At 72.2% G+C, this 20,367-nt stretch carries 19 protein-coding genes; 11 read left to right on the top strand and 8 right to left on the bottom strand.

The features are described from left to right. The first annotated feature begins 64 nt into the window (after positions 1-64). The 4 genes from ACFWV3_RS22235 to ACFWV3_RS22220 are packed head-to-tail and all read left to right on the top strand — an operon-like array spanning position 65 to position 3,804. Positions 65-976 (top strand): transporter substrate-binding domain-containing protein, encoded by a 912-nt coding sequence (locus ACFWV3_RS22235; RefSeq protein WP_382413324.1) that lies wholly within the window; start codon positions 65-67, stop codon positions 974-976. After that, positions 973-1,857 (top strand): amino acid ABC transporter permease, encoded by an 885-nt coding sequence (locus ACFWV3_RS22230; protein ID WP_382413323.1) that lies wholly within the window; start codon positions 973-975, stop codon positions 1,855-1,857. Before ACFWV3_RS22235 ends, ACFWV3_RS22230 begins: the two co-directional genes overlap by 4 nt. After that, complete coding sequence (locus ACFWV3_RS22225) at positions 1,854-2,660, top strand: amino acid ABC transporter ATP-binding protein (protein WP_382413322.1); 807 nt, start codon at positions 1,854-1,856, stop codon at positions 2,658-2,660. The genes ACFWV3_RS22230 and ACFWV3_RS22225 overlap by 4 nt, the downstream gene beginning before the upstream one ends. Further along, complete coding sequence (locus ACFWV3_RS22220; protein ID WP_382413321.1) at positions 2,653-3,804, top strand: CapA family protein; 1,152 nt, start codon at positions 2,653-2,655, stop codon at positions 3,802-3,804. Before ACFWV3_RS22225 ends, ACFWV3_RS22220 begins: the two co-directional genes overlap by 8 nt. Here ACFWV3_RS22220 and ACFWV3_RS22215 read toward each other — a convergent pair. Further along, positions 3,792-4,700 carry a PaaX family transcriptional regulator C-terminal domain-containing protein gene (locus ACFWV3_RS22215; RefSeq protein ID WP_382413320.1) on the bottom strand — a complete coding sequence of 303 codons (909 nt, stop codon included), beginning with the start codon at positions 4,698-4,700 and terminating at the stop codon, positions 3,792-3,794. The genes ACFWV3_RS22220 and ACFWV3_RS22215 overlap by 13 nt on opposite strands. 237 nt (positions 4,701-4,937) lie before the next feature. Then, positions 4,938-5,858 (bottom strand): PaaX family transcriptional regulator C-terminal domain-containing protein, encoded by a 921-nt coding sequence (locus tag ACFWV3_RS22210; RefSeq protein ID WP_382413319.1) that lies wholly within the window; start codon positions 5,856-5,858, stop codon positions 4,938-4,940. Positions 5,859-5,929: 71 nt separating this feature from the next. On the opposite strand from ACFWV3_RS22210, the gene ACFWV3_RS22205 reads away from it, so the two are divergent. The 3 genes from ACFWV3_RS22205 to ACFWV3_RS22195 are packed head-to-tail and all read left to right on the top strand — an operon-like array spanning position 5,930 to position 9,469. Next, a complete protein-coding gene (locus tag ACFWV3_RS22205) occupies positions 5,930-7,162 on the top strand; it encodes a CaiB/BaiF CoA transferase family protein (protein WP_382413318.1) in 1,233 nt (410 codons plus the stop codon). A gap of 2 nt (positions 7,163-7,164) precedes the next feature. After that, on the top strand, positions 7,165-8,229 hold the full coding sequence (locus ACFWV3_RS22200; RefSeq protein WP_382413317.1) for a 2-hydroxyacyl-CoA dehydratase: 1,065 nt from the start codon (positions 7,165-7,167) through the stop codon (positions 8,227-8,229). Then, entirely contained in the window at positions 8,222-9,469 is a 1,248-nt protein-coding gene (locus ACFWV3_RS22195) for a 2-hydroxyacyl-CoA dehydratase (protein ID WP_382413316.1), read from the top strand. Before ACFWV3_RS22200 ends, ACFWV3_RS22195 begins: the two co-directional genes overlap by 8 nt. Here the strand turns inward: ACFWV3_RS22195 and ACFWV3_RS22190 are convergent. After that, complete coding sequence (locus ACFWV3_RS22190; protein ID WP_382413315.1) at positions 9,458-10,918, bottom strand: FAD-dependent oxidoreductase; 1,461 nt, start codon at positions 10,916-10,918, stop codon at positions 9,458-9,460. The genes ACFWV3_RS22195 and ACFWV3_RS22190 overlap by 12 nt on opposite strands. Positions 10,919-10,960: 42 nt before the next feature. On the opposite strand from ACFWV3_RS22190, the gene ACFWV3_RS22185 reads away from it, so the two are divergent. Then, positions 10,961-11,581 (top strand): TetR/AcrR family transcriptional regulator, encoded by a 621-nt coding sequence (locus tag ACFWV3_RS22185; protein ID WP_382413314.1) that lies wholly within the window; start codon positions 10,961-10,963, stop codon positions 11,579-11,581. A 3-nt stretch (positions 11,582-11,584) separates the two neighbouring features. Here the strand turns inward: ACFWV3_RS22185 and ACFWV3_RS22180 are convergent, their stop codons facing one another. After that, a complete protein-coding gene (locus ACFWV3_RS22180) occupies positions 11,585-12,370 on the bottom strand; it encodes an alpha/beta fold hydrolase (RefSeq protein ID WP_382413313.1) in 786 nt (261 codons plus the stop codon). A 75-nt stretch (positions 12,371-12,445) separates the two neighbouring features. Between ACFWV3_RS22180 and ACFWV3_RS22175 the strand changes: the two genes are divergently transcribed. Next, entirely contained in the window at positions 12,446-13,108 is a 663-nt protein-coding gene (locus ACFWV3_RS22175; RefSeq protein WP_382413312.1) for a GntR family transcriptional regulator, read from the top strand. 111 nt (positions 13,109-13,219) lie between these two features. After that, a complete protein-coding gene (locus tag ACFWV3_RS22170; RefSeq protein ID WP_382413311.1) occupies positions 13,220-15,694 on the top strand; it encodes a reprolysin-like metallopeptidase in 2,475 nt (824 codons plus the stop codon). Here ACFWV3_RS22170 and trpB read toward each other — a convergent pair. The 3 genes from trpB to ACFWV3_RS22155 form a co-directional block, all read right to left on the bottom strand. Continuing rightward, on the bottom strand, positions 15,684-16,916 hold the full coding sequence (gene trpB, locus ACFWV3_RS22165) for a tryptophan synthase subunit beta (protein ID WP_382413310.1): 1,233 nt from the start codon (positions 16,914-16,916) through the stop codon (positions 15,684-15,686). The two genes, ACFWV3_RS22170 and trpB, sit on opposite strands and share 11 nt — an antisense overlap. A 67-nt stretch (positions 16,917-16,983) precedes the next feature. After that, the gene (locus ACFWV3_RS22160) at positions 16,984-17,727 is read right to left on the bottom strand and encodes an AraC family transcriptional regulator (protein WP_382413309.1); all 744 of its coding nucleotides are present in this window, start codon (positions 17,725-17,727) and stop codon (positions 16,984-16,986) included. A 36-nt stretch (positions 17,728-17,763) separates the two neighbouring features. Continuing rightward, on the bottom strand, positions 17,764-18,720 hold the full coding sequence (locus ACFWV3_RS22155; RefSeq protein WP_382413308.1) for an alpha/beta fold hydrolase: 957 nt from the start codon (positions 18,718-18,720) through the stop codon (positions 17,764-17,766). Positions 18,721-18,782: 62 nt separating this feature from the next. On the opposite strand from ACFWV3_RS22155, the gene ACFWV3_RS22150 reads away from it, so the two are divergent. After that, positions 18,783-19,730 carry a helix-turn-helix transcriptional regulator gene (locus ACFWV3_RS22150; RefSeq protein WP_382413307.1) on the top strand — a complete coding sequence of 316 codons (948 nt, stop codon included), beginning with the start codon at positions 18,783-18,785 and terminating at the stop codon, positions 19,728-19,730. Here ACFWV3_RS22150 and ACFWV3_RS22145 read toward each other — a convergent pair. Beyond that, positions 19,721-20,365, bottom strand: coding sequence for an NAD(P)-dependent oxidoreductase (locus ACFWV3_RS22145; RefSeq protein ID WP_382413306.1), 645 nt, complete (start codon positions 20,363-20,365; stop codon positions 19,721-19,723). The two genes, ACFWV3_RS22150 and ACFWV3_RS22145, sit on opposite strands and share 10 nt — an antisense overlap. Positions 20,366-20,367 lie beyond the last annotated feature (2 nt).

The following is a 20,367-nucleotide window of genomic DNA, read 5'->3' as shown; positions in this document are numbered from 1 at the left end:
GAAGTTAGACACTATCGCCCACGTCCGTAAAGCGGATGCGGTTATATCGACGACGGGAGCACCGATGCTCAAGTCTCGTAGATCTCTTCTCGCGCTGTCGGCCGTGGTACTGGTGGCCGTGGCGGGATGCGGCGGCACGTCCGGCGACTCGTCCGGCGGTGCCCCGAGCGCGGCCGGCGACGGGAAGGCCGTCCACCACGACAAGCTGCCCCAGCAGTTCAAGGACTCCGGGGTGATCCGCTTCGCGGGCGACTCGCACCCGCCGTACCGGGTGGTCGGCAAGGACGGGACCACGGTCACCGGCCTCGATCACGACCTCCAGGAGGCCCTCGGCAAGGTGCTGGGCGTGCGCACGGAGATCACCGTCGTGCCCGGCCTGCCCGCCGCGCTGTCCGGGATGCTCTCCGGCCGCTACGACGCGTTCAACGGCCCGGTCAAGGACACCGCGGAACGGGAGAAGCAGTTCGACGCCGTGGTCTGGATGGTCACGCGCACCGCCTACCTGATCCCGAAGTCGGGCTCGGCCGGCATCAAGGCGAGCGACGACCTGTGCGGCAAGCGGGTCGCGGCCGTGTCGGGCAGCATCATCCAGGACCAGGTCGTGCGGCTGACCGACTGGTGCGTGAAGAAGGGCAAGCAGGCCGTGCAGTTCATCGGCCTGGCCGACACGAACGGCACGATCCTGGCCGCGAAGTCCGGCAGGGCCGACGCCGCGGGCATGACCGAGAGCGCCGCGATCGACGCACTGGCGGCCGCGAAGGACGACTTCACCTACGTGAAGCAGACCGACGAGCAGGGAGCGGGCGTGGACAAGCTGGCCATGCTCGTGCCCAAGTCGAGCGGCCTCGGCCCGGTCGTGCACGAGGCGTTCCAGGAGCTCTTCGCCAACGGGGAGTACGACCGGATCATGAAGCAGTACGGGCTGGAGAACGTCAAGGTGGCCAAGCCGGAGATCAACACGGCGGCCGGCCAGTGACCACGACCGCCGCTCCTCCCGGCGTCCCCGACGTCGACGTCGCCATGGCCCGGCACCGCCCGCGGCCGTGGCGCTGGCTGCTCGGCGCGGTGCTCCTCGTGCTCGCCGCCCAGCTCGCCTGGTTCGTCACCCACAACGACCGGTTCGAGTGGCCGGTCGTCGCCGAGTACCTGTTCGAGCCCAACGTGCTCGCCGGCCTCGGGACCTCCGTGCTGCTCACGGTGGTCGCGATGCTGGGCGGCTCGGTGCTCGGCGTGCTGCTCGCGCTGGGGCAGCTGGCCGACTTCGGCCCGGTGCGCTGGGTCTGCACCCTCTACATCGGAGTGTTCCGCGGCATCCCGCCGCTGGTGCAGCTGCTGTTCTGGTTCAACCTCGCCTACCTGCTGCCGCGGCTGTCGATCGGCGTGCCGTTCGGGCCGACGTTCGAGTCGTGGTCGACCAACGACCTGATCACGCCGCTGACCGCCGCGCTGATCGGGCTCACGCTGCACGAGTCCGCCTACATGGCCGAGATCGTCCGCGCCGGCATCCTCTCGGTGGACCCCGGCCAGCGGGACGCGGCGATGGCGATGGGGTTCACCGGCGGCCAGACGTTCCTGCGGGTGGTCCTGCCCCAGGCGATGCGGGTGATCATCCCGCCGAGCGGCAGCCAGTTCATCTCGCTGCTGAAGGGGACGTCGCTGGTGAGCGTGATCGCCATGACCGACCTGCTGCACGCGGTGCAGGTCGTCTACAACCAGACCTACCAGATCGTGCCGCTGCTGATCGTGGCGTGCTTCTGGTACCTGGTCGTCGTCACCGCGCTGTCGTTCCTGCAACAACGCCTCGAACGCCGGTTCGGCCGGGGGCAGCGGACCACCCGAGGGGAGTGGCTGGCATGACGGACGGTCCCGTGCTGAGCGTCCGGAACATCCGGCGCAGCTTCGGCGAGCACGCGGCGCTCGACGGGGTGAGCCTGGACGTGGCGCAGGGCGAGGTGGTGGCCGTCATCGGGCCCTCGGGCTCCGGCAAGTCCACCCTCGTGCGGTGCGTGCACCAGCTCGAGCCGATCGACAGCGGAGCCATGTACCTCGACGGCGAGCTGCTGGGCTACGAGCAGTCGGGCGGCGGGCTGCGCCCGTTGCCGCCGAAGCGGGTGGCCGACCAGCGGCGCCGCATGGGCATGGTGTTCCAGCAGTTCCAGCTGTTCCCCCACTGGACGGTGCTGCGCAACATCACCGAGGCCCAGGTGCGGGTGCACGGACGCGGCCGGGAGCAGGCGGACGAGCGGGCCAGGGAGCTGCTCGCCAAGGTCGGTCTGACGGACAAGGCCGACGCCTACTCCCGGCAGCTCTCCGGCGGCCAGCAGCAACGGGTGGCGATCGCCAGGGCGCTCGCCACCCGGCCGCGCATCATGCTGCTCGACGAACCGACCAGCGCGCTCGACCCCGAGCTGGTCGACGAGGTGCTCACGGTGATCAGGGACCTGGCGGCCGCCGGGCTCACGATGATCATCGTCACGCACGAGATCACGTTCGCGCTCGAGGTCGCCGACCGGTTCGTGTTCATGGACCGCGGCCGCGTCGTCGAGCAGGGCCCGGTCGCGGACGTGCTCGGCGAGGGCAGGTCCGGTCGCCTGCGGACGTTCCTGTCCCGCTACACCCAGCAGCGCGGCACCGCGCGGGAGGAGGGGGCCCGTGTCTGACGTGGTCACCGTGCTGTCCGTCGGGGACCTGGTGCTCGACGAACCGGACCCGGCGTCGTTCCTCGTCCCGGCCGCGCCCGCGCTGGGCAAGGGCGACCTGGTGATCGGGCACGTCGAGGTGCCGCACAGCACGACGGACGTCCAGGTGAGCACCGACGTCCCGGCGCCGCCCGCGGACCCGGCAGGGCTGGCCGCGCTGGCGGACGCCGGCTTCCACGTGGTGACCCTGGCGGGCAACCACGTCTACGACGCGGGCGAGGTCGGGGTGCACGACACGATCGCCCACGCGCGGGCGGCCGGGCTCACCACGGCGGGCGCGGGACCGGACCTCGGCTCGGCCCGGCGACCGGCGGTCGTCGAGCGCGGCGGCCTGCGGATCGGGGTGCTCAGCTACAACCTCGTCGGCCCGCGCGAGTCGTGGGCCACCTCCCGCAAGGCGGGGTGCGCCTACGTCCGGGTGCTCACGCACTACGAGCTGGACCACGCGAGTCCCGGCGGCCCGCCGGACGTCTACACCTTCGCCGAACCCGTGACGCTGGCCGCGATGGCGGACGACATCGCCGCACTGGCGTCCGAAGTGGACGTCGTCACCGTGTCCATGCACAAGGGCGTCGGGCACACGCCCGCCGTGCTGGCGATGTACGAGCAACCGGTGGCGCGGGCCGCCATCGACGCGGGCGCGCACGCCGTGTTCGGCCACCACGCGCACATCATGCGCGGCGTCGAGGTCTACCGCGGCCGTCCGATCTTCCACGGGCTCGGCAACTTCGTGACCGTCACGCACGCCCTCACCCCGACCGGCAACGACAGCGCCGAACGCGCCGGCTGGGCGCGCAAGCGCGTCGAGATCTACGGGTTCGCGCCGGACCCGGACATGCCGTTCTACCCGTTCCACCCGGAGAGCAGGAACACGGTCATCGCGGTCTGCCGCTTCGACCGCGGGGGGATCGTCTCGGCGGGCTTCCTGCCGTGCTGGATCGACGACTCGGGCCGGCCGGTGCCGGTGTCGCGTTCGGACGGTGGGGAGGAGGTCGCCGAGTACGTCGCGCGGATCGGCGCGGTGGCGGGGCTGACGGCGGACTTCACCTGGGACGGCGACGAGGTCGTGCTGCCGGGCGTGGGCCGGCCGGCTCAGCCCGCGTAGTCGCTGCCGTGTCCGCGCACCAGGGCCGCCGCGTCCTCGTCGTACCGCCCGACGACCTGCCGCACGCGCTGCTCGGCCAGCAGCGCCAGCTCGTCGTAGAGCCCGGTGAACAGCGCCCTGGCCCGCGCCCGCGGCCACGGCTGCGGCAGCAGCGTCATCGGCAGCTCCGGGTCGAGGCCGGGGAACCGCCGCCAGTCGTCCATCAGCGCGGTGCGCACCACCAGCGCCTCGGCCGTGCCGATCCGCCCCTCCGCCAGCCGCCGCCGCACCTCGGAGTACTCGTCGATCAGCGCGACGTACCGGTCGTGCAGCTCGTCGAGGTCCCACGCGGTGATGGGGTGGCCGCCGAGGGGACTGCCGTCGGCCACCTCGGCGCGCAGCACCGTGGCGGAGTCGATGGCGAGCTCGGACAGCACCTCCGTGATGGCGGCGACCCGGTCGTGCGGCGAGACCCAGACGCCGTCGAACAGCGACGCGAACCCGAGCCAGCCCAGCCGCGAGCGCAGGGCGTGGCGCAGGTCGCGCTGCTCCTCCGGCACCGAGAACACCGCGATCGTCCACTGTCCCGTCCACGGCTCCTCGGTGGCGCCGAACGTGACGATCTGCCGCAGCCCCGCCTCCAGGACCTGGGCCGCCCGCGAGCTCAGCGCGTAGGACGTGTGCCGGCCCGCCCGCGACAGCTCCAGCAACCCGCGGCGCGACAGCCTGCTCAACGACGCCCGCGCGCTGGTCTCGGTGATGTCGAACTCGCCGAGCAGCTCCACGAGCGCGGCCGAGGGCAGGGGCGCCCGCTGGCCGTACCAGTAGTCGCCGATGAGGGTGAGGAGCAGGTGCTGGGGGCTGCCGCCGGACTGCATCCTGGGGAGTGCGGGCACTTCGCGAGGAGCAGCGGTCATGAAAACACTCTACATTTTCCTGCTCGATCGACACGAGAGCAGATCTGCTCTGTCCGCCTTCGTCCTGTCAGTGGGTTCCTGAAGGCATCGGTGAGGTCTGCGCGTCGCCAGGCGCGAGGTCTAATGCTTGACACTTTTCGTTCCGGCTGGTCATCTATGAGTCAGATAACGACGTCCGGGCGCGACGGTTCGAGGGGAGTGCGGATGAGTCCTCGCCGTCGAACCGCGCCCGGCCGGTCAGGGCGCCCGGTGGGTCGTGTGGTGCCGGACCAGCTCGATGTCGTCGGGGTCGTGCTCCAGCACGATCTGGCGGACCCGGTGCTCGGCCAGCGGCCCGAGCCCGTCGTAGACCTCGGCGAACAGCGCGCGTGCGGTGTCGCGGGGCCAGTCGCCGGGCAGCAGCTCGTGCGGGAGGTTCGGGTCCTTCCAGCGGAACGTGCGCCACTCGTCCATGACCTCCGTGCGGCGCACCAGCGCCTCGGCGGCCGTGACCCGGCCCGCGCGGACCTGCGCGGCGAGCGGCGACACCGTGTCGGCGAACTCCTCGTAGAGCTCCCGCACCTCGTCGAGGTTCCAGGCCTCGGTCAGCGGCCGGCCGCCGACGGGGCCGCCGGTGCGCAGCACGACCGCGCTGGTCACGCCGAGGGTGTCGAGCTCGTGGACCGTGTCGTCGCCCGAGGCGGTCGGCGAGATCCAGAAGCCGTCGAAGATCGGCGCGAAACCCAGCCACCGCAGGCGGGTGCGCAGCTGGTGGCGGACCTCGCGCTGCTCCTCGGGGATGGAGAACGCGACGGTGGTCCACGTGCGGTCCCAGGGTTCGGCCGGCACGCCGAACGACAGCACCTTGCGGACCGTGTCGCCCAACGTCGCCGCCGCGGCGCCCTCGACGCCGTAGAACGTGCGGCGGCCGTTGCGGTGCACGGTGATCATGCCGCGCCTCGACAGCCTGCTCAGCGCCGCGCGTCCGCTGGTCTCGGTGATCCCGAACTCGGCCAGCAGCCGGACCAGTGCCGCCGACGACGCCCAGCCGCCGGTGGACAGCCAGTAGTCCGCGTAGAGCGTCATCAGCAGGTGCTGGGGCGCGCCGCCGTGCTGCTGGCGGGGGAGCAGGTCGGAGCGAGGGCCGCGCGGGGCGGCGGATCGCGGCGTGGCCGTCACGGTCACCGAGTGTAGAGGCGGGATGCCGGCCGGTACGGGACCGTGCCGGCCGTGACCGAGGAGGTGCGCAGGTGACCGAGCAACCACTCGCCGGGCGGACGGTCGTCGATCTCACGACGGCGCTCGCCGGGCCCTACGCCACCCTGCTGCTCGGGGGCCTCGGCGCCCGCGTGATCAAGGTGGAGAACCCGCGGACCGGCGGGGACTCGTCGCGGGGCAACGCGCCGTACCTCGGCAGGGACGGGCTGGGCCTCGGCAGGGTCCACGACGACGACATGTCCGTGTCGATGCTGTTGCGCGGCAGGAACAAGGAGAGCGTGACGCTCGACCTCAAGCACCCCGACGGGCGCGGCGTCCTGACCGACCTGGTGCGGCGCGCCGACGTGCTGGTGGAGAACTACAGCGCGGGCGTCACCACCCGGCTCGGCATCGACCCCGCGGCGATGCTCGCGGTCAACCCGCGGCTGGTCTACACGTCGATCAGCGGTTTCGGCGCCCAGGGCGGCCCCGCCAAGGCCATGGACACGATCGTCCAGGCGCTGTCCGGGATCATGGGCACCGCCGGTCAGGAGGGCGACGACCCGGTCCGCAACGGCCTGCCGGTCGGCGACCTGGTGGCGCCGCTGTTCGCGGTCATCGGCACCCTCGCGGCCGTCGTGCAGGCCGACCGCACGGGCGTGGGCCAGCACGTGGACGTCTCGATGCTGGGTGCGTTGACGTCACTGGTCGCGTGCGAGCCCTTCGACGCGTACGCGGCGGTCGGTTTGGCGCAACGAACGGGTTCCCTGGTGCCGAGGCTCGCGCCGTTCGGGTTGTTCGAGGCGAAGGACGGGTGGCTCGCCCTGTGCGGGCCGACCGACCGGTTCGCCGCGGGGGTGTTCCAGGCGATGGGGGAGCCGGGGCTCGCCGCCGATCCCCGGTTCGCTACGAGGGACGCGCGGGTGGCGAACTCGACCGTGTTGCACGAGCTGATCGGGCAGTGGGCGGCCGGGCAGTCTCGGGCAGAGGCGGTGGCGCTGCTCGTCGACAACGGCGTGCCGGCCGCCGAGGTGCGGGAGCCCGCGGAGGCCGTGCGCGACCCGCTGGTCCGCGGGCGGCGGGAGGTGGTCGCGCTGACCCACCCCTCCCACGGCGCGACCGCGGACATCTCCGCCACCGGCGTGCCGATCGTGTTCTCCGGTTCTGCCGTCGGCTTCGACCAGCCCGCTCCGGCCCTGGGTGAGCACAACGACCTGGTGTACGGCGACCTCCTCGGTTACGACGACGACCGGCTCGCCGCACTGCGCGCGGAACGGGTGATCTGACCGTGGTGACACCGCTGGAACGCCTCGTCGACCACTACGAGCACCGGTACCCGGTCTCGTGGGACGGCCTCGTGATCGGCTGCGTCGGCCAGGACGTCCCGGTGGAGCTGGTCACGGCGGCGGGCGCGCTTCCCGTGCGCCTCGCGGGCCGGCCGGGCCTGGACGTCGCGGAGGGCGAGACCTACCTGGGCCGCGGCGTCGACGCGGCCTCCCTGTCGGTGCTGACCCGGTTGCTGGCGGGGGAGTACGGCCGGCTCGACCGGCTCCTGGTGTCGCGGGACTGCGAGGCGTCGCTGCGGTTGTTCTACGTCGTGCGGGAGCTGCGGCGGCTCGAACCCGGTCTCGGCCTGCCGGAGACCCACCTGGTCGACGTGCTGCACCTGCCGCACTGGACGACCACGCGGTACGTCGGAGGCCGGTTCGCCGAGCTGGTCGCCGTGCTGGAGCGGTGGACGGGGTCGCGGCTGACCGAGCAGAAGATCGCCTCGGCGATCATGGCGCACGACGCCCGCCGCGACCTGTGGCACGCGGTCTCGGTGCTGCGCGGGGACCTCCGGCTGACCGGCGTGCAGGCACTGGCCGCGTACGGCGCCGTCCTGCCCGTGGTGGAGCACAACAGGTTGCTGCGGCAGCTGGTCAAGTCCGATCTGGACGTCCACACGGGACGGCGGGTCTTCGTGACGGGCAGCTCGCACGACAACCCCGAGGTGTACCGGTCGCTGGAGGAGTCGGGATGCGTCGTGGTCGGCGAGGACCACGACTGGGGAGACCTCCTCGCCGCACGGCTCGTGGGCGAACCGACTCTCGCGGCGCTCGTCGAGCGCTACCAGTACAACGGCCCCACCGCGGCCCGTGCGTCGATCTCCGACCGTGCCGCGCACACGGCGCGTGCGGCCGTCGAGTGCGGCGCCGAACTGGTCGTGTCGTACGTCCGCCGCCACGACGACGCCCCGCCGTGGGACTTCCCCGCGCAGAAGGAGGCGTTGGGACGGCACGGCATCCCGGCCGTGATGTTCGAGCACCAGGAGTACGGCTCGATCGACCTCGCGGAGGTGTTCGTTGGCTGAGAAGCTGCTGGCCTCGGCGACGGAGGCGACCCGCTACCAGCGCGAGTGGTTCCAGGGCCTGCGCGAGTCGGCCGCGGCCGGCGGACCGCTGGCGCTGGTGAACGCCGACGCCCCGCAGGAGATCTTCCGCGCCATGGGGATCCCGTACGTCGTCAACCAGTGGTGGGCGTCGGTGGTGGCGGCCAAGCGGATGGCGCCCCACAACCTGGAGCTGCTGCGCGAGCGCGGCTACCCGGACCACACCGAGCAGTACAGCTCGATCTCGCTCGCGTCCCTGTTCGGCCCGGAGCCGCACCACACGCCGTGGGGCGGTCTGCCCCGGCCGACGATCGTGCTCGCGGAGACCGTCGGCGACGGCGGCCGCAAGATCTTCGACGTGTGGGGCAGCCAGCCCGGCATCACCTACTACGCGCTGGAGAGCGCCGCCGAGAACACCGTCCCGGTGAACTGGTGGGAGCTGATGCCGCACGACTGGGAGAAGGCGGTCGGCACGGCCAGGCTCGACCTGATGGTGGCCGAGCTGGAGAACCTGGTCCGGTACCTGGAGACGACGACCGGACAGGTGTTCAGCGAACGCGCGTTGCGCCGGGTCCTGGACCTGGTCAACGAGCAGGCGGAGTGGAACCGGCGCACCCGCGACCTCATCGCGCGCACCACGCCGAGCCCGCTGGCCGTCACCGACAGCATCCCGAGCGTCATGATCCCGCAGTGGCACCGGGGCACCGAGTGGGCCCGTGACGCCGCACGACTGTTCTACGAGGAGGTCGAGGCACGTGTCCAGGCGGGTGCAGCCGTGTGCGAGAACGAACGCGCCCGGCTCATGTGGATCGGCCGCGGCCTTTGGTACGACATGGACTTCTACCGCCGCTTCGAGCAACGCCACGGCGCCGTCTTCGTGTGGTCCATGTACCTGGCCATCGCCGCCGACGGTTATCCGCGCTACGGCGACGATCCGCTGAGGACGCTCGCGGCCCGGTTCGCCTCCTTCCACGACCAGCTCTACATGCCGCCGTGGTCGAGCGAGTGGTACGTGAAGGAGGCGAAGCTCCACCGCGTCGACGGAGTGGTGCACCTGGTCTCCGACGACGCCCGTGGCAGCTACTTCACCAACCGCGCTCTCCGTGCCGCGGGCATCCCCGTGTACGAGCTGCACGCCGACAACGTGGACACCCGCTCGTACCAGGACTCGACCGAACGGGCGCTGGAGGACTGGCTGGAACGGGAAGTCCTACGCCGGTGAGCGGAAGGTCGTGCCGAGGCCCTTCAGCGCCGTCGTGACCTCCTCGTCGTCCGCGCGGTCCGACGCCCACCACACGTGCCCGTCGGGACGCACGACCACGACCGCGGCACCGGTCCACTTCTGCTCGCCCACGACCACGTCGAACCCCGACGCCTGAGCGAGCGCGGTCACGTCGCCGCCCAGCGCGCCGGCGGTGTCGAGCACGACCGGCCGGCCCGAGGTCAGCAGGTCGAAGAGACCCGGCACCCTGGACCCCGTGAGGGGATGACCGGCCGACGGGTACGCCACGTCGAGCGCGGACAGCTTCCCGGCCAGCGCCAGCGAGAGCTCCGGCACCGTCGAGATCAGCTTGCTCAGCAGCGAGCGCAGCGCCGCACCGTCCGATGTGGTCGCGCCGATCAACGCCGACTGGGCGAGCGTGTGCTCGGCCAGTTCCTCGCCGATCGGGTGGCGCTCGTCGTGGTAGCCGTCGAGCAGCGCCGGGTCCGCGGCGCCGCGGGCCACGGCGGCCAGCCGCCAGCCGAGGTTCATCGCGTCCTGCAGGCCGACGTTGAGACCGACACCGCCAGCCGGGAGGTGCATGTGGGCCGCGTCGCCCGCCACCAGGACGCGGCCGCTGCGGTAGGTCTCCGCGACCCTGGTCGCGTTGCCGAAGCGCGACAGCCAGCCGGGGTCGTGCATGCCGAAGTCGCTGCCCGCCACCCGGATCGTGGTCTCCCGCAGGGCTTCCAGCGTGAACGGGTCGGCCGCGCCGTTGTGGTGCGCGTCCATCCCCGCGATGCGGTGCCTGCCGTCGCGCACCGGGACGCTGATGAGGGCGCCGTGCTCGTTGTGCGCGCTGACCATGGCGGGTTCCGCGAGCCGGACCTCGCCGACGTAGCCGTAGGACGTCGTGTCCGTGCCGGGGAACGCGATGCCCGCAGCCTTGCGGACCGTGCTGCCCGCGCCGTCCGCGCCCACGACGTAGCTCGCGGTGCGGGTGTACTCGCCGTCCGGGCCGCTCACCCGCACGGTCACCCGTTCGTCGTCCTGCTCCAGCCCGGTCACGGCGTGGCCGCGCAGGATCACGACGCCCAACGCGAGGGCGTGCTCCTCCAGGAGCTCCTCGGTGCGGCGCTGGGGGATGGCGAGCATGAACGGGTACGGGGTGTCGAGCGCGCGGAAGTCGAGACGGCTCTCCAGCATCCCGAAGTGCCAGTTGGGCAGCGGTACGCCCTCGGCGAGGAAGCGCTGCGCCAGACCGCGCATCGCCAGCACCTCGATCGTGCGCGGGTGCACGCCCAGTGCCTTGGAGTGCGGGCTGCGCTCGGTCGCCTTCTCGAGGACCACGACGTCGGCGCCGCCCAGCGCCAGCTCCGCCGCGGTCCACAGGCCGACCGGCCCGGCGCCGGCCACGACCACGGGTTCACTGGTGCGTAACTCGGTCGATTGGTGCGTCTCACTATTCATAGTAACGACCATACATTGAATTGGAGGACGTAGGATCCGGGCATGGTTGCGCGCGGCTATCGGTCACCGGTGCGGGCCCGGCACGCCGAGGACACCCGCCGCTCGATCGTCGAGGCGGCGGCGGAGCTCTTCGCGGAGCAGGGCTACGCCCGGACGAGCGTGGCCGCCGTCGCGGCCGCCGCCGGCGTCGCCGTGAACACCGTCTACACGAGCGTCGGCAACAAGTCCGCGCTGATCATGGCGATGTCCGAGGACGGCGCGGCCGACGCCGTGGCGGTGGAGGCGGAGCGCCGGATCGGCGAGTGCGAGGACCCGCGCGAGATCCTGCGGATCCTGGCCGATGGCACCGGCCGGGTGCGCAGGAGCAGGCAGAAGGCGCTGGAGATCCTGCTGGACAACCGCAACGCCGACCCGGACGTGGCCGCCGCGGCCGACCTCGCGACCCGTGCCGTGCGGGGCCGGTTCGAGGTCGTGGCCGCGCGTCTGGTCGCCGTCGGCGGTCTGCGGGAGGGGCTCACCCGCGAGCAGGTGGAGCAGGCGTTGTGGTTCTACTTCGGCTTCGAGGCGTGGCGGACCGTGCGGGGTTTCGGCTGGAGCTGGGAGGACTCGGCGGCCTGGCTCGCCGAGCAGTCCGCGCGCACGCTGCTGCCCGTCACCGGGTGAGGATCACCGCGTCGCGCTGATCCTGCCGACGAGCTCGCGCACGGTCTCCAGCACCTCGTCGGGGTGGTCGAGGTGCACGCTGTGCGTCGCGCCGGGCCACCTGCGCAGCTCGCCGCCGAACGCCGTGGCCAGGCGGCGGTGCGCCCGGTGGACGACGTGGTCCGGCTTCCGATCGGCCGTCACGACCACGGCCGGGAGCCGGGGCAGGTCGGACTCGCGGAAGTTGCGGGCGAGGCCGGTCAGGCCGCGGACCGCGCGGGCCAGCGTCGGGATGTCCAGGTTCGCCGTGCGTTCGGCCGCCGCGGCGCAGTCGGGCCGCAGGCCGCGGGCGGTCCTGAGCGCGGCGGTGCGGACGGCCGCCGTCGCCAGGCGGCCGAGCCCGGGAACCGAGGCCAGTCCGTCGAGCCTCCGCATCATGCGTTCGATGCGCTCGCACGACCCGACGTCGTTGATCGGCGTCGGGTCGAGCAGCACCAGGCCCGCGACGTGGTCGGGGTGGTCGCGGGCGAACAGCGCTCCCACCGCGCCGCCGAGGCTCTGACCGACCACGACGACCGGGCCGCGGTCCAGCCGTTCGACGAGAGAGGCGAGCGCGGCAGCGGCACCGGCCAGCGACCCGTCCACCGCGGACTTGCCGGTACCGGGACGGTCGTGCTCGACGACCTGGGCGGTGGTGGTCAGACCCTCGCGCAGACCGGGGAAGAAGCCGTCGCACGACTCGGCGCCGCCCGGCAGGAGCAGCACCGGGGGACCGGTCTCGCCGTGCACCTGAACCTCGTCGATCCGCATGACGCTCCCTACTCTCCGCTGATTGTGCAACAACCTCTCCAGCATTGTGACACAATCTGCCGGGTGGAGAACGTGATGACTGCTCCGGAGCGGATCGCCGCGACCCTGCGCGGTGAGCTGCTCGACGGCGCGCACCCGGTCGGCACCCGTTTCCGGGAGGAGGACCTGGCCGCGCGGTTCGAGGTGGGCAGGCACACGGTGCGCTCGGCGTTGCGCCTGCTCGTCGACCGCGGCCTGCTGACGCACGAGCGGCACCGGGGAGCGGTCGTGGCGCCGCTCAGCCGGGCCAGGGTCGACGAGATCTTCGACTACCGGCTGGTGCTCGAAGCCGGCGCGCTGCGGATGGCGCTGGCGTCGGGTGCCGACCTGGGTCCGGTGCTGGCCGAGGCCGACCGGCTGGAGGAGCTGGCCGCGCGCTCGTCACGACCGTCGTGGCGGGAGCTGACGGCCGCGCACGGCGACTTCCACCGGGCGATCGTCGCGGTCGCCGGCAACCGGCACCTGCTCGACAGCTACCGCCGCTGCGAGGACGAGGTGCGGTTGCTGCTCACGTTCGTCCGCCCCGACTTCGACGCCGTGAGCATGGCGGCCGTCCACCGCGCGCTGGCCGACAAGCTCGTGCTGGGCGGGGACACCGCGGTGGACGCGTTGGTCGACGACGTCGACCACACCGGGCGGGCCGCGTTGCTGAGTGCGTTGCGCCGCGCAGAGGAAAGCGCTCGCCTGCTCGGGCACTGACCGGTTCCCCGGCGGTCCGTCTCGACTGGCGGATGCGTCCGTTCAGGGGTCGAGGGCATCCGGTGGGTGTGGGTTGATGAAGGGCACCGACTCACTCCGGGGAGACCTCACGTGGCACCTCGTTCGCCGGGACGCCGGGCGCTGGTCCTGACGCTGGTCGCGATCACGGCGGGCGCGGTGGTGACCACACCGGGCGCGGCCGCCGCCCCCGCCAACCCGTGGGCGAGAGCCGACGTCGTGGCCCGGCAGAGCGGGGTTCCGTTCGCCGGGTTCACCCTCGACCGGTCCGCACTGGCCGCCACCCTGGCCGGGACGGGCACCGTCGAGGCGGTGCTGCCGACGCCCGCGGGCACGTTCGAACGGTTCGCCCTCGTGGACTCGCCGGTGATGGAGCCGGAGCTGGCGGCGGCACACCCGGAGATCAGGACGTACGCGGGCAAGGGTCTCGACGACCCGACCGCGTCGGTCCGCGCGGACCTGACACCTTTGGGATTCCACGCCTCGGTGCGGTCGCAGCGGGGACAGTGGTCCGTCGCCCCGAGGTCCCACCGCGACCAGAGCCTCTACGCCAGCTTCCCCGGTTCCGCCCTGAACCCGGCCGATCCGGTGCGGGAGACCGGTGTCGAGTACGCGTCACGACAGGCGAAACCCGGTGGCAGCACCACGAGTCCGGTCGTGCAGGTCCGCACCTACCGCCTGGCGCTCATCAACGGACCGTCCTACGCGCGCTACTTCGGCCTGGAGAACGTGACCGCCGCCAAGGCCTCTCTCGTCAACCGGCTCCAGCAGATCTACGAGGACGAGGGCGCGATCCGGCTGGTGCTGGCCAACGGTTCCGACAAGCTCAACCTCGCCACCGACGCCGAGGCGACCGGGCCGGACGGTCCGTGCGGCGCAGCCCCCTGCTACCGGCAGGAGGAGATGGACCAGTGCGTGACCGGCACCCTCGGCAACGCCGCGACGGTGCTGGGACAGCTGATCGGCGCGAGCAACTACGAGATCGGGCACACGATCCTGGGCGTGCGGGGCGGCGGAGCAGGGGTGCCGGGCGTGGGCGGCCCCGACAAGGCGGCGGGCTGCACGGCCATCGCCACCCCCGACGGTGACTACTTCGCCATCGACTACGTGGCGCACGAGCTGGGGCACCAGTTCGGCGCGGACCACACGTTCAACGGCGACCAGTTCGGCTGCGGCACGGGGCAGCGCTGGGCAGGGTCGTCCTACGAGCCGGGCAGCGGGTCCACCGTCCTGTCGTACGCGGGCATCTGCCAGCAGGACAACCTCCAGCGCCACAGCGACCCGTACTTCTCGCACCGCACCCGCGCGGAGATCGCCTCGTTCACCGCCACGCCGTGGTCGTGGAACGCCGACGAGGTGCAGAACGCGTCCCTGCGCGGCTTCGGCGAAGGCGACTCGTTCACGCTGACCTACGAAGGCCGCAGGACGGCGCCGATCACGTACGCCGGCTACAGCCAGGAAGCGATCAGGACGGCGCTGCAGGCGGTCCTGCCCGTCGGCGCGGAGATCGAGATCGCGGGTCTCGGCGACAACGTCAACCGGCCGTCTCCCTTCGACACCACGGGTTTCCAGGTCTCGTTCGGCGGGACGCTGGCGGGCAGGGACCTCCCCGCGCTGGGCCTCGACGTCAGCGGCGCGTCCGGGAAGGTCGGCGAGACGGTCAGGGGCGGCCCCGCGGCCAACGGCGGCCACCGCGTCCAGTCCACCCGCAACCACGTGCCGGTCGTGACGGTGCCGGCGCGGCACGTCATCCCGCAGCGCACGCCGTTCTCCCTGACGGGCAAGGCCGTCGACCCCGACGGCGACCCGGTGACCTACCTGTGGGAGCAGAACGACCCCGGCGGCGAGAACGGCACCTCGCTCGTGAACAACACCAAGACCGACGGCCCGCTGTTCCGGGTGTTCGGCACCGCCGCGGTCGTCAGCGACGCCGACGCGCTGAAGTACCACTCGCCCGGCGCCAACGCCGCGACGACGAACCCGAGGCGGGACTTCCCGGACCTGGCGCAGATCGCGGCGAACAACACGAACGCGGTCTCCGGCCGGTGCCCGGACGCGCCGCCGCCCCCGTCGCCGGAGTCCGGCTTCGGCACGAACGTGCCGCCGGAGCTCGTCGACTGCTACTCGGAGTTCCTGCCCACCGACGACTGGGTGGGCGTCGACGGCTCCCGCACCCTCCACTTCAAGCTCACCGCCCGCGACGGCAGGCAGGGCGGTGGCGGCATCGGCAGTGCCGACACCGCGCTCGTGGTCGCGCCGGGCACCGGCCCGTTCCTGGTGACGTCACAGGCTTCCCGTGCCTCGTACCGCGGGGGTGCGCGGCAACGGATCACCTGGGACGTGGCCGGCACGTCCGCGGCCCCGGTGAACGCGAAGGCCGTCCGGATCACCTTCTCCGCCGACGGCGGGAAGACCTTCCCGTTCGTGCTCTCGCCCTACACCCGCAACGACGGGGCCGAGACGGTGCGGTTGCCGAAGGTGCGGACCGAGAAGGGCCGGATCAGGATCGAGGCCGTCGGCAACGTCTTCTTCGACCTCAACGACGCCGACCTGACCGTCACCGGCTGAGCGACTCGCGGTCCTGCCGTGCCAGGACGAAGTCGACGTCCTTGTCGCCGCGCCCGGACAGGTTGACCAGGATCCGTTCGGTGGACGGCCTGGTCGCCGCGAGGCGGAGCGCGAACGCGAGGGCGTGCGAGCTCTCGAGCGCGGGGATGATCCCTTCGGAGCGGGCGACGCGGAGGAACGTCGCCACGGCCTCGTCGTCGGAGACGGTGGCGACGGACACCCGGCCGGTCGCGCTCAACATGGCCATCTCGGGGCCGACTCCGGGGTAGGCGAGCCCCGAGGCGACCGACCGCACCGGGGCCGGCGCGCCGTCCTCCTGCAGGACGACGGACGCGGCGCCGTGCAGCGTTCCCGGCCGTCCGAACGTCAGGGTCGCGGCGTGCTGACCGGGCCCGGCACCCCGGCCGAGGGGTTCCGTCGCGTGCAAGGCGACTCCGGGATCGTCCAGGAAGCCGGAGTACAGCCCGAGCGCGTTCGACCCGCCGGCGACGCACGCCACGACGTGGTCGGGCAGCACACCACCGGTGAGCGCGAGGAACTGCGCCCGCGCCTCCCGTCCGACGACCGACTGGAAGTCACGGACGATCAGGGGGAACGGGTGCGGTCCGATGGCGGAGCCGATCGCGTAGAGCGCGTGGGCGTGCTGCTCGGTGTAGGCGTGCAATGCCGAGTCGCTGGCCTCCTTCAACGTGGACTGGCCGGAGTCCACGGAGACGACCCGCGCACCCAACAGGCGCATGAGGCGCACGTTCGCGTTGACCTTGTCGAGGTCGACCGCTCCTATGTGGACCTCGCACTCGAGCCCGAACCGGGCGGCCGCGCCGGCGAGCGCGACGCCGTGCTGGCCCGCCCCCGTCTCGGCGATCAGCTTGCGCTTGCCCATCTTCCTGGCGAGGAGGGCGAACCCGACGCAATGGTTGATCTTGTGGGCACCGGTGTGGTTGAGGTCCTCGCGCTTGACGAAGAGCTGGGCGCCACCGACCTCGTCCGAGATGTTCCTCAGGTGGTGCACCGGTGTCGGCCGGCCCTGCAGTCCGGTGCGGACGGTGTCGAGCTCGTGCAGGAAGTCCGGCGACGAGCTCTGTTCCTGGTACGCGCGGGTGAGCTCGTCGAGCGCGGGCTCCAGGTGCGCGGGCCAGTGGTTGCCGCCGAAGTCCCCGTAGTACCCGGCGGCGTCGGGGAAGCGACCGGCGTGCGTGCTCGTGTTCGTGCTGTGCGGCATCGTGACCACCTTTCAGGCAGGTCGACGGTAGGCACGGCGGAGCGCGAAATCTTGAACAGGATGTGCGTCACCCGGCGCGGTGCGCGGCCCGCGAGAGCGCTCCCGGTGGCACACCGAACACCTTCTTGAACTCACGGGTGAGGTGCGGCTGGTCGCTGAAGTCCGCCAGCTGCGCGACGTCGTCCAGCTCGACCCCGGCGCAGATGAGCTCACGGGCCCTGGCGACGCGGACCTGGCGGGCGTAGGTCTGCGGCGGGATGCCGATGGTGGTGCGGAACGAGCGGACGAGGTGGCTCGGGTTGACGCCGATCTCGCGGGCGAGGTCCTCGGTGCGGGTGGACCGGAGGCGGCCCTGCCGGATGAGCCGGCACGCGGTCCGCACGATCGACGCCGGCGTGGGGGAGCCGGCCGAGAAGCTGCACTCCGCCAGCACCTGCCGCAGCGGCTCCTCGACCGCGGCGTCCGGTGCCGACAGGGCGTCGACCAGCGCGCGGGTGGCCCGGCTCCTGGTGACCACGTCGGTCCGGATCTCCCCGCCTGCCAGGAACGCCTCCGCCGGGTAGAGGACGTCGTAGCGGGCCAGGCCGCCGACGCTCCTGCCCGAGTGCACCTCGAACGGGTTGAAGAAGAACACGTCGCCGGCCCGCACGGTCCTGCTCCAGCGGCTGGACGAGATGTGCGCGCTGCCCTGCGTGATGACCACGACCGAGTACGTGCCGTGCAGGTGCGCGTCGAAGTCCGCCGCGGCTGCCCGCGCGTGGACGAGGTCCGCGTGCCGGAGCGCGAACGTCATCGAGTCGACTCGTGTCACGTGACCTCGTCCCGCGGGTGGATCGGCGCTGTCAAGCTACCCGGCGGTGTCCTGCCGCTCCAGCCACGAGAGCAGCACCCGGTTCAGCTCCTCGGGCTTCTCCTGCTGGATCCAGTGACCGCAGTCGAGGCTGGTCACCTCCACGTTCGGCACGAAGTCGACGAGGTTCTCGGACTTCGCGACCAGGTCCCGGTCGCCGTAGACCATGAGCGCGGGGTGCCGGACGACCGGGTCCACGTCCGCCAGCAGGTGCCAGTTGCGGTCGAGGTTGCGGTACCAGTCGAGGCCGCCGGTGAACCCCGACTTCTCGACGGCGGAGACGACGACGGCCAGGTCGTCCTCGCTCATCACGGGCTCGCCGAGCGGTGCCTCGTCCTGGGCGAGGTTGATGAACGCCATGCCCGGCCGTGGCTCGCGCGGTGGTTCGTTCTTGCGGAACAGGTTGCGCAGGAACTGAGCGGCGTTCTCGTCGAACACGGCGTCCGCCACGCCGGGCTGCCGGGAGAAGTGGACCATGTAGAAGTCCGGGCCGAACAGCTCCTCCAGCGACTCGAGCCACGGCTTCGGCCCGCGTTCGAGGTAGGGCAGGCTCAGGGCGGCCAGCCTGGTGACGCGGTCCGGGTGCAGCAGGGCCAGTCCCCAGACGACGTTCGCGCCCCAGTCGTGACCGACGAACGTGGCGTCCTCGTAGCCGTGGTGGTCGAGCAGGGCGACGAGATCGCCCGTCAGGTGTGCGATGTCGTAGTCGGTCACGTCGGCCGGGCGGCTGGAGTTCCCGTAGCCCCGCTGGTTCGGGACGAGGACGTGGTAGCCCGCCGCGACGAGCGCGGGCACCTGGTGGCGCCACGAGTAGGCGTGTTCCGGCCAGCCGTGGCAGAGCACGATCGGCCTGCCGGCGTTCTCGCGGCCTGCCTCGAACACCTCGAGTTCCACGCCGTTGACCGGGGCGAGCGTCGGCTCGGGGAAGCCGGTGGGGTTGTGCGGTGCAGTCATGCCGCCATCCTGCGAACCAAACCGGTCACCTCATGACCGGTTTGTGTGGAACTCTGGGCGCCGTGGGCACAGACCGGCTGGTGGCCGTCCTCCTCCTGCTGCAACGGCGCGAGCGGGTGACGGCGGCGGAGGTGGCGCGCGAGCTGGAGGTCTCCGAGCGCACCGCCCGCCGGTACCTCGACGCCCTGGCGATGGCCGGCGTGCCGGTGTACTCGGTGCAGGGCAGGGGAGGCGGCTGGCGCCTCGTGGGCGGCGCCCGCACCGACCTGTCCGGGCTGACCGCCGGGGAGGCCCGCGCCCTCTTCCTGGTGGCGGGTCAGGCCTCGGCCGCGACGCCCGCCGTGCGAGCGGCGCTGCGCAAGCTCGTCCAGGCCCTGCCCGCGCCCTTTCGCGACCAGGCGGAGGCAGCGGCGTCGTCGTTGGTCGTGGACCCGCGGCGGTGGGGCACGAGCCGGACCGAGGGCGCACCGCCACCCTTCCTCGCCGAGCTCCAGGACGCGGTGATCCGCGGCGTGCAGGTGCGGCTCGGTTACGCCGACAGCGCGGGCACGGAGACCGTGCGGACCGTGCACCCGTTGGGCGTCGTCGCCAAGGAACCGTGGTGGTACCTCGTCACGGACACCGAATCCGGCCGGCGGACGTTCCGCATCGACCGCGTGTCGTCCGTCGAGCCGACCGGCGATCCCGCGCGCCGGCCGGAGGACTTCGACCTCGCCAGGAGCTGGCGCGAGATCGTCGGCGAGGTCGACCGCGGGCGAACGCCGCTGGAGGCCCTGGCGCTGTGCGTGCCCCACGAGATCGGCCGGCTGCGGATGGGGTTCGGCGACCGGCTCGAGGTCGGCGGCTCCACATCGGACGGTCGCGTCGAGGTCGTCGTCCGCGGCTACGACGAGCACTCGCTCGCCGGTGAGCTCGCGGGGCTCGTCGACTGGATCGAGGTGGTCGGTCCGCCGGGGGTGCGCGACCGGCTCGCGTCGATCGGCGCCACGCTCGTCGGCCGTTACGGCTGAGCGCCGCTGAGCACGACGTGGTGCTTGGCGAGGGTCGGCGTCTCCACCGACGAGACGAGGAACTGCGCGACGTCCGCCCGTGCGATCGCGAGCGGTTTCGGCGTGCGGATGTGCGTGGAGGCGGACCACCGGGTGCTCGGCTCGGCGTCGGTGAGCGCTCCGAAGTAGGCGATCGTCCACTCCAGGTCGGACTGGACGACGGCGTGCTCGGCCGCGTCGAAGTCGCGGTAGTCGCGGCGGATCAGGGTGGAGGCGACGAGCCGGACGACGGGCGAGGCGGCGGCGCGGCTGCGGCCGGTGCCCCACGCGACGGGCAGGACGAGGCGGGGGACTCCCGTGGCGTACATGGCCTTCACCACGTTCACCATCGCGTCCGCGAGGATGGCGGGCCCGCGCAGTCCCTTGAGCCACAAGGGGTTGCCCAGGGCGGACAGCACCGCGTCGTGACCGTGCAGGGCCTCGGCGATCGCGTCGGGCCGGTCCGTGACGGAGCCGAGGCTGATCGACAGCGCGGAGCTGTCGGGCAGCGCGCCGCGGTTGCGGACGAAGGCGGTGACCTCGTGGCCCTCGGCGAGCGCGCGGGTGACCACGGTCCGTCCGAGTCGTCCGTTCGCGCCGACGACGAAGATGCGCAACG

Origin of the sequence: Lentzea sp. NPDC059081 (assembly GCF_042738015.1) — a bacterium.
GTDB lineage: Bacteria > Actinomycetota > Actinomycetes > Mycobacteriales > Pseudonocardiaceae > Lentzea.
This window is presented reverse-complemented; position numbering and strand designations above follow the sequence as displayed.